The following is an 8,174-nucleotide window of genomic DNA, read 5'->3' on the forward strand; positions in this document are numbered from 1 at the left end:
GACCACCTCTCCCCGCCATGAACCTGCTGAACTGCATTGAAGCCCAGGCCGCCCGCTTAGATGAAGCGGGCGTTTCGTTTGGGCACGGAACGACCAACGCCTTCGACGAGGCCGCCTGGCTGGCGCTCTGGAAGCTCGGCCTGCCGCTGGACAGCCTCGACGAGCACGAGTCGCAAGACCTGACCCCGGACCAGCTCGCCGCCGTCGAGGCGCTGGTGGGCGAGCGCATCGCCACCCGCAAGCCCGCCGCCTACCTGACGCAGGAGGCCTGGCTGCAGGGCGTGCCCTTCTACGTGGACGAGCGGGCCATCGTGCCGCGCAGCTTCATCGCCGAGCTGATCGCCGACGCCAGCATCGACGCCTGGCTGTCCGACCAGACGACGAAGGTGCTGGACCTCTGCACCGGCAACGGCTCGCTGGCCGTGCTGGCGGCGATGGCCTGGCCGGAGGTGTCGGTCGACGCCATCGACCTGAGCCCCGAGGCGCTGCAAGTGGCCCGCATCAACGTCGACCGCCATCAGCTGGCCGACCGCATCACGCTGCTGCAGGGCGACGGACTCGGCGCCGCCGAGGATCGCCGTTATGACCTGATCCTGTGCAACCCGCCCTACGTCAACAGCGGCTCGATGGCCGCGCTGCCCGCCGAGTACCGCGCCGAGCCGGAGCTGGCCCTGGCCGGCGGCGCGGACGGCATGGACTTCGTGCGCACGCTGCTGGCGCAGGCGCCGGCGCACCTGAACGACGGCGGCGTGCTGGTACTGGAAATCGGCAACGAGCGCGCGTTCTTCGAGGCGGCGTTCCCCCAACTGGAAGTGGCCTGGATGGAAACATCGGCCGGAGAAGACCAGGTTCTGCTGGTCACGAAAGAGTCCCTGCTTTGATCACCTTAAGAAACATCACGCTGCGCCGCGGCACCAAGGTCGTCCTCGACGACGCCAGCGTCACGCTGCAACCCGGCGAGAAGGTCGGCCTCGTGGGCCGCAACGGCGCCGGCAAGTCGAGCCTGTTCGCCCTGCTGACCGACCGGCTGCAGAGCGACAAGGGCGACGTCGAGATCCCGCGCCAGTGGGCTGTCGGCGAGGTCGCGCAGAACATGCCCGAGACCGACATGCCGGCCACCGACTTCGTGCTCGAAGGCGACACCCGGCTGATGGCCGCGCAGAAGGCCCTGGCCGACGCCGAGGCCGCCGAGGACGGCCACGCGATGGCCGATGCCCACGGCCTGCTGATGGACGCCGGCGCCTTCGACGCCCGCCCTCGTGCGCAAGCGCTGCTGATGGGCCTGGGCTTCAAGGGCGCGCAGGTGGACGCCCCGGTGAACAGCTTCTCCGGCGGCTGGCGCATGCGCCTGCAACTGGCCCGCGCGCTGATGTGTCCGGCCGACCTGATGCTGCTGGACGAGCCTACGAACCACCTGGACCTCGACGCCCTCGTCTGGCTGGAAGCCTGGCTGCAGCGCTATGACGGCACGCTGATCATCATCAGCCACGACCGCGAATTCCTCGACGCGATCACCAAGGTCACGCTGCACCTGGACGAGTCCAAGCTGATGCGCTACGGCGGCAACTACACCGCCTTCGAGGCGATGCGCGCCGAGCGCCTGGTGCTGCAGCAGGCCGCCTTCGAGAAGCAGCAGGACCGCATGGCCCACCTGCAGAAGTTCATCGACCGCTTCAAGGCCAAGGCCAGCAAGGCCAAGCAGGCGCAGAGCCGGGTGAAGGCGCTGGAGCGGATGGAGAAGCTGGCGCCGGTGCTGACGGCCTCGGACTTCAGCTTCGAGTTCCGTGAGCCGGTGTCGCTGCCCAACCCGATGCTGATGTTCGACGAAGTGGCGTGCGGGTACGAGGTTGACGGCGTCGAGAACATCATCGTGCGCGGCATCGACCGCTCGGTGCTGGCCGGCCAGCGCATCGGCATCCTGGGCGCCAACGGCCAGGGCAAGTCCACGGTGGTGAAGACGGTGGCCCGCATGCAGCGCGCGATGGCCGGCAAGATCACCGAGGGCAAGGGCCTGTCGATCGGCTACTTCGCCCAGCAGGAGATGGACGTGCTGCGGCCCGACGAAGGCCCGCTGATGCACATGGTGCGGCTCGCCAAGGAGGTCAGCCCCGGCGCGCGCGAGCAGGAGCTGCGCGACTTCCTGGGCCAGTTCCGCTTCGTCGGCGACATGGTGAACCAGGCGGTGGGCAGCCTTTCCGGCGGCGAGAAGGCGCGGCTGGTGCTGGCGATGCTGGTCTGGCAGCGCCCCAACCTGCTGCTGCTGGACGAGCCGACCAACCACCTGGACCTGCAGACCCGCGAGGCGCTCTCGATGGCGCTGAACGAGTTCGAGGGCACGGTGATGCTGGTGAGCCACGACCGCGCGCTGCTGCGCGAGGTCTGCGACGAGTTCTGGCTGGTGACGGCCGGCAAGGTCGGCCCGTTCGACGGCGACCTGGACGACTACCAGAAGTGGCTGCTGGAGCAGTCGAAGGAAGCCGCCAAGGCCGCCAAGGAAGCAGCGAAGAAGGCTGCCGCCGCGCCAGCGCCCGTGGCCGTTGTCGAAGCGCCGCCGCCCCCCGCGCCGATCGTGCCCCGTGAAGACCGCAAGGCCGCCGGCCAGGCCCGCATGCGCCTGGCCGAGCAGACGAAGCCGATGCGCCGGGAGATGGAGACGATCGACGGCAAGCTCAACAAGCTCGCCGACGAGCGCACGGCGCTGGAGGCCGAACTGGCCTCAGGCCAGGCGGCCCCGGCGCGCATCGTCGAGGTGGGCAAACGCCTCAAGGCCATCCACGACGAACTGGAAGCAGCCGAGATGCGCTGGCTGGAACTGAGCGAGCAGGTGGAGGCGATGCAGGCCTCCGCCTGATTTCGAGTCAGGCCATCAGCACGGCGGCGATCGCCAGCGCCGCCGGCAGCGCCTGCACGAACAGGATCTTGCGGCCCACCGTCGCCGCGCCGTAGACGCCCGCGACCACCACGCAGCCGAGGAAGAAGAGCTGCGCCGGCACGTCGCCCCGGCACAGCCCCCACACCAGGCCCGCGGCCAGGAATCCGTTGTACAGCCCCTGATTCGCCGCCAGCGTCTTGCTGGCCTCGGCGAAGGCCGGGTCGAGCCTGAAGGTCTTCAGCCCCTGCGGCTTGGTCCACAGGAACATCTCCAGCACCAGGAAGTACAGGTGCAGGGCGGCCACCAGCGCCACCAGGATCGTCGCGATCAATGTCATCGGTCCCCCAGAATAACCATTTAGATTGTGTACAATTGAATTGCGCTCTACATTTACGTCCATGCCGCACGCCAACAGGACAGCCGCCAAGACAGCGAACGAAGACTGGCTCCGTCTGGATGTCCAGTTATGTTTCGCCTTGTACTCCACTTCGCTGGCAATGACCAAGCTGTACAAGCCCTTGCTGGAGCCGCTGGGCCTGACCTATCCGCAGTACCTGGCGATGCTGGTGCTGTGGGAGCAGGACGGCGTGTCGGTGTCCTCGCTGGGCCAGCGCCTCTCGCTGGACTCGGGCACGCTGACGCCGCTGCTCAAGCGCATGGAGACGGCGGGCCTGATCGCCCGCAAGCGCAGCGCCGACGACGAGCGCCGCGTGGACATCCACCTGACACCCGCCGGCCGTACGCTGAAGAAGAAGGCCGCAGGCATCCCGCCTGCCATCGCCTGCGCCAGCGCCTGCCCGGTTGACGAAATGCTTTCCCTCACCCGGCGCCTGCAGCAGCTGCGATCGCAGCTGCAGGGCGCCGATCAACCCGCCTGAACCTACTCACAGGAGAATCACCATGGCTGCTCTCGAAAAAGTCCTCTACACCGCCCACGCCACCTCTACCGGCGGCCGTGACGGCAGCTCCAAGTCCAGCGACGGCAACCTCGAAGTCAAGCTGACCGTGCCCAAGGAAATGGGCGGCCCCGGCGGCGCCGGCACCAACCCCGAGCAGTTGTTCGCCGCGGGTTACTCGGCCTGCTTCATCGGCGCGATGAAGGCCGTGGGCGGCAAGCTGAAGATCGCCGTGCCGGCGGACGTGTCGATCGCCGCGGACGTGGGCATCGGCCCGATCCCCAACGGCTTCGGCATCCAGGCCACGCTGAACATCAGCCTGCCCGGCATGGAGCGCGCCACGGCCGAACAGCTCGTCGCCGCCGCCCACCAAGTCTGCCCCTACTCGAACGCCACGCGCGGCAATATCGAGGTGACGCTGAACATCCTCTGAGGCTCGTTCAGCCCAGCGGAAGGAAGCGCGGCGCCGCCTGCGGGAGCACGGCGCCACCGGCATCCGTCACATAGACGCCGCGTGCGGCCATGTGCGGATGCTGCGCGGCCTCGGCCATGCCGAGCACCGGCGCGAAGCAGACGTCCGTGCCTTCCAGCAGCGCGCACCAGTGGGCGCGCGGCTGGCTGGCGAACAGCGCCGTGAGGCGCTCCTTCAAGGCCGGCCATCCGGCCTTGTGGTACTGGGCAGCCGGATCCACATCGGCGAGCCCCAGCTTCTGCAGCAGCAGCGCATAGAACTGCGGCTCCAGCGGGCCGATGGTGATGAAGCCGCCATCGCTGCAGCCATAGACCTCGTAGAACGGCGAATCGTGGAAGGGGCTGGGCTCCGGCCCGCCGAGCTGGCCGCTGGCCCGCACCCATTGGGCGATGCCGCCCAGCATGGCGACGATGTCGACGATCGCGCCATCGACCACCCGCCCCTGCCCGCTCTGCCGCGCCTCCAGGATCGCGCAGACGATGCCGAAGGCCAGGCCCAGCGCACCACCGGCATCGCCCAGCACCGTGGGCGGCACGATCGGTCGCTCGCCGGGACGGGCCGACAGCGACAGCAGCCCCGTCAGCGCCACGTAGTTGAGATCGTGGCCCGCCGCCTGCGCGAGCGGCCCCTGCTGGCCCCAGCCGGTCATGCGGCCGTAGACGATGCGCGGGTTGACGGCGCCGCAGGCCGCCGGGCCCAGGCCCAGGCGCTCCATCACGCCCGGGCGATTGCCTTCGATCAGCGCATCGGCCTGCGCCACCAGCGCCAGCGCGGCGGCGCGGTCCTCGGGCTTCTTCAGGTCCAGCACCTGCACCTGCTTGCCGCGGCGCAGCGGCTGCTCGGCGCCGCCGAGCTTCTCGGCCACGCCGCCGCTGCCGGGGCGCACGATCACCGTGACCTGCGCGCCCATGTCGGCCAGCATGCGGCCGCACAGGGGGCCCGGGCCGAGGCCCTCGAACTCGATGACGCGCAGGTCGTGCAAGGGCGCCTTCATGGGCTCAGCTTTCGTCGAGCAGGGCGAGCAGCAGATCGATCCGCGCCTTGACCGGCCCCGAGGCGCCGGCGCTGGGCAGCGCATCCGCCGACGAGGTGACCGGCCCCGCATCGCAGCGCGTGCTGCGCACGACCCGCACGCCCTGCGCCTGCGCCTCGCGCAGCGCGGCTTCGAGCGCGTTCGACAGCGTGCCGTTGCCGGTGCCGGCGACGACCAGGCCGTCCACGCCCTGGGCCAGCAGCGCGCGCACGATGCCGCCATCGGCGCCCACATGGTTCAGCAGGATCTGCACGCGCGGCCATTGCGCCGCCGGCCGGGCGATGGCCGGCAGGCCCAGCGGCGGCTCCGCCGGAGACAGGCGTGCGAGCCAGCGCACCTGCCCTTCCTCGACGGCCGCGAGCCGCGCGCCGTCCGCCGACGCGAAGGCGTCCACCCGGTAGCTGTGCACCTTGCGCACCTGCCCGGCCGAATGCACCGAGCCGCCGAAGGCCACGAGCACGCCGCTGGCACCCGGGTCCAGCGCGACGGCCACCGCATCGAGCAGGTTCTGCGGCCCGTCCTTCTGCAGCGCCGTGGCCGGCCGCATCGCAGCGGTGATCACCACCGGCTTGGCCGGCGCCAGCACCCGCTGCAGGAACCAGGCGGTCTCCTCCAGCGTGTCGGTGCCGTGGGTGATGACAAGACCTGACACCTCGGGCCGGGCGAGGTGCCGCGCCACCGCCGCCGCAAGCAGCTGCCAGGTGGCGAAGTCCATGTCCTTGCTGTCGAGCTGGGCCACCTGCTCGGTCTCCAGCCGGCGGGCCGCTAACGACGGAACTGCACTGACCAGCTGCGCCACGCCCAGTTGCGCGGCGGTGTAGCCGACGTTGTCGGAGGCGTCGGTGGCGGTGCCGGCGATGGTGCCACCGGTTCCAAGGATCACGACGAGGTCGGCGATCAGGTCAGACGTCATATGTTGCTTGTGCAATTGGCTAAAACTGGATAAAAATACAGGCACTGGATGAAAGGCCAGCCACCCATGGAAGACAGCAGCCCGAAACTGACCGCCCGCCAACAGCAGATCCTGGATCTGGTGCGCGACGCCATCGAGAAGACCGGCGCCCCGCCCACCCGCGCCGAGATCGCCGCCGAGCTGGGGTTCCGCTCCGCCAACGCGGCCGAGGAACACCTGCAGGCCCTGGCGCGCAAGGGAGTGATCGAACTGGTCGGCGGCACCTCCCGAGGCATCCGGCTGAAGTCTGACACATTGCGCGCGGTCAACCGCGCTCGCGAGACGGCGCGCGAAGCGGCGCGGCAGTTCGCGCTGCCCATCGCCAGCCTCGCGCAGCTGACGCTGCCGCTGGTCGGCCGCGTGGCCGCCGGCGCGCCGATCCTGGCCGAGGAGCACATCGAGCAGACCTACACCGTCGAGGCCGGCATGTTCGCCAAGCGGCCCGACTTCCTGCTCAAGGTCAAGGGCATGAGCATGAAGGACATCGGCATCATGGACGGCGACCTGCTCGCCGTCGCCAGGGCCAGCGAGGCACGCAACGGCCAGGTCGTCGTGGCCCGCATCGGCGACGAGGTCACCGTCAAGCGCTACCAGCGCAAGCGCGGCGGTGGCGGCATCGAGCTGCTGCCCGAGAACCCCGACTTCGAGCCCATCCTGGTGGCCGAGGGCGACGAGAGCTTCGCGCTGGAAGGCCTGGCCGTGGGCCTGATCCGCGGGCAGATGTTCTCCTGAGCGTCCCGCGGCGATGAAGAAGGCCGCCTCGCACGAGCAGTGCACGGAGCTGCAGCAGATCCCGAACATCGGCCCGGCCATGGCCGAGGATCTGCGGCAGATGGGCCTCGCGCGCCCCACCGACCTGCGCGGCCGCGATCCGCTGACGCTCTACCGGCAGCTCTGCAAGCTCAGTGGCCAGAGGCAGGATCCCTGCGTGCTGGACACCTTCATGGCCGCGGTCGACTTCATGAACGGCGCCGCGGCCGCGCCCTGGTGGCACTACACCGCGCGCCGCAAGGCGGCCTACGGGCAGGTCGACTGAAAACAAGCAACAAGGCCCGCCGGCATGGCGGGCCTTGTTGCTTCAGCCGGGCCTTGTTGCGTTCATGCGTTCAGCGGCCTGCCGACATGCTCCTGAGCAGCGACAGGCCCTGCTCCAGCATGTCGTTCGATGGCACCTGCCCATCCGGCGTCAGGTGGTCCACGGCATGCGGCAGCAGATGGCTCAGCGCCTGCGAGGCCAGTTCGGGCGGCAGGCCCAGCCGCTGCGCGATGTCCTGGATCTGGCCGTTGCCCAGCAGGCTGCCGATCTGGTCGGCCGAGATCGGCAGGTTCTTCCCGGTGCCGATCCATGAGGCGACGATCTCGCCCAGGCCCGCCTGCTGCGCCATCGCCAGCAGGCCGCCCAGGCCGCTGGAGCCGCCCTGGCCGCCGCCGAGCAGGCCGCCCAGCACGTCCATCATCTGCGGGTGGGCGGCCGCAGCGGCGACCTCGTCGGAGGGTGCAGCGCCCGGCGCCGTTCCGCCCTGGCCAGCCAATGCGCTCAACGCGCTGTTTGCGAGTGAATCCAGCAGTCCCATGATGTTCTGACTCCTTGAAGACCAGCCCCAGTCGGGCGTGCGCAGTATTGGGCCGCAAGCGGTCCCGGCCATCCCCCTGTTCCTGGTACGCGGGCAGCGGCACAAGGCTTGCCCGTGACGTCCGGCACGGCCCGGTCGCCGCCATGTCTGGCAGTTATGCGTCGATGAGATTCCGGCGCGCGTGACTTAAGTTTTCTTTACCGGCATCCGGCATCGGCGGCATGGTCCGATGGTTCAATGGCGGCTGCCTAGTTTGCAGCCTGTGATTCCGTTCGCGCAAAGAATTCGAAGATCACCATGTCCCACGACTCCCTGCCGCCCGCCGCCGCACCCGCCACCTCCAACAAGCCGCCGATGCGGCGCCGACAACAGGGC

The 8,174-nt window shown here is 69.5% G+C and carries 10 protein-coding genes; 6 read left to right on the forward strand and 4 right to left on the reverse strand.

Going from position 1 to position 8,174, the window contains the following annotated elements; translation table 11 throughout:
* The first annotated feature begins 17 nt into the window (after positions 1-17).
* Complete coding sequence (gene prmB / locus B0W88_RS27360) at positions 18-881, forward strand: 50S ribosomal protein L3 N(5)-glutamine methyltransferase (RefSeq protein ID WP_077037733.1); 864 nt, start codon at positions 18-20, stop codon at positions 879-881.
* Complete coding sequence (locus B0W88_RS27365; protein WP_077037734.1) at positions 878-2,851, forward strand: ATP-binding cassette domain-containing protein; 1,974 nt, start codon at positions 878-880, stop codon at positions 2,849-2,851. The genes prmB and B0W88_RS27365 overlap by 4 nt, the downstream gene beginning before the upstream one ends.
* A 7-nt stretch (positions 2,852-2,858) precedes the next feature.
* Here the strand turns inward: B0W88_RS27365 and B0W88_RS27370 are convergent, their stop codons facing one another.
* Positions 2,859-3,209 carry a DUF1304 domain-containing protein gene (locus B0W88_RS27370; RefSeq protein WP_077037735.1) on the reverse strand — a complete coding sequence of 117 codons (351 nt, stop codon included), beginning with the start codon at positions 3,207-3,209 and terminating at the stop codon, positions 2,859-2,861.
* Between the two features lie 61 nt (positions 3,210-3,270).
* On the opposite strand from B0W88_RS27370, the gene B0W88_RS27375 reads away from it, so the two are divergent.
* Together B0W88_RS27375 and B0W88_RS27380 are read left to right on the forward strand one after the other, a co-directional pair.
* Positions 3,271-3,750, forward strand: coding sequence for a MarR family winged helix-turn-helix transcriptional regulator (locus B0W88_RS27375; RefSeq protein WP_077037736.1), 480 nt, complete (start codon positions 3,271-3,273; stop codon positions 3,748-3,750).
* Between the two features lie 22 nt (positions 3,751-3,772).
* Positions 3,773-4,201: an organic hydroperoxide resistance protein gene (locus B0W88_RS27380; protein WP_077037737.1), complete on the forward strand. Its 429-nt coding sequence runs from the start codon at positions 3,773-3,775 to the stop codon at positions 4,199-4,201.
* Between the two features lie 7 nt (positions 4,202-4,208).
* On the opposite strand, the gene B0W88_RS27385 is transcribed toward B0W88_RS27380, so the two are convergent.
* Positions 4,209-5,234 carry a CaiB/BaiF CoA-transferase family protein gene (locus B0W88_RS27385; RefSeq protein WP_077037738.1) on the reverse strand — a complete coding sequence of 342 codons (1,026 nt, stop codon included), beginning with the start codon at positions 5,232-5,234 and terminating at the stop codon, positions 4,209-4,211.
* A gap of 4 nt (positions 5,235-5,238) precedes the next feature.
* On the reverse strand, positions 5,239-6,186 hold the full coding sequence (locus tag B0W88_RS27390) for an asparaginase (RefSeq protein ID WP_077037739.1): 948 nt from the start codon (positions 6,184-6,186) through the stop codon (positions 5,239-5,241).
* A gap of 66 nt (positions 6,187-6,252) precedes the next feature.
* On the opposite strand from B0W88_RS27390, the gene lexA reads away from it, so the two are divergent.
* Together lexA and B0W88_RS27400 are read left to right on the forward strand one after the other, a co-directional pair.
* Positions 6,253-6,957, forward strand: coding sequence for a transcriptional repressor LexA (gene lexA, locus B0W88_RS27395; protein WP_077037740.1), 705 nt, complete (start codon positions 6,253-6,255; stop codon positions 6,955-6,957).
* 13 nt (positions 6,958-6,970) lie between these two features.
* A complete protein-coding gene (locus B0W88_RS27400) occupies positions 6,971-7,261 on the forward strand; it encodes a helix-hairpin-helix domain-containing protein (protein ID WP_077037741.1) in 291 nt (96 codons plus the stop codon).
* A gap of 70 nt (positions 7,262-7,331) precedes the next feature.
* Here the strand turns inward: B0W88_RS27400 and B0W88_RS27405 are convergent, their stop codons facing one another.
* A complete protein-coding gene (locus B0W88_RS27405; protein ID WP_077037742.1) occupies positions 7,332-7,799 on the reverse strand; it encodes a YidB family protein in 468 nt (155 codons plus the stop codon).
* Positions 7,800-8,174 lie beyond the last annotated feature (375 nt).

It is taken from the genome of Pelomonas sp. KK5, from assembly GCF_001984095.1.
Classification (GTDB): Bacteria; Pseudomonadota; Gammaproteobacteria; order Burkholderiales; family Burkholderiaceae_C; genus KK5.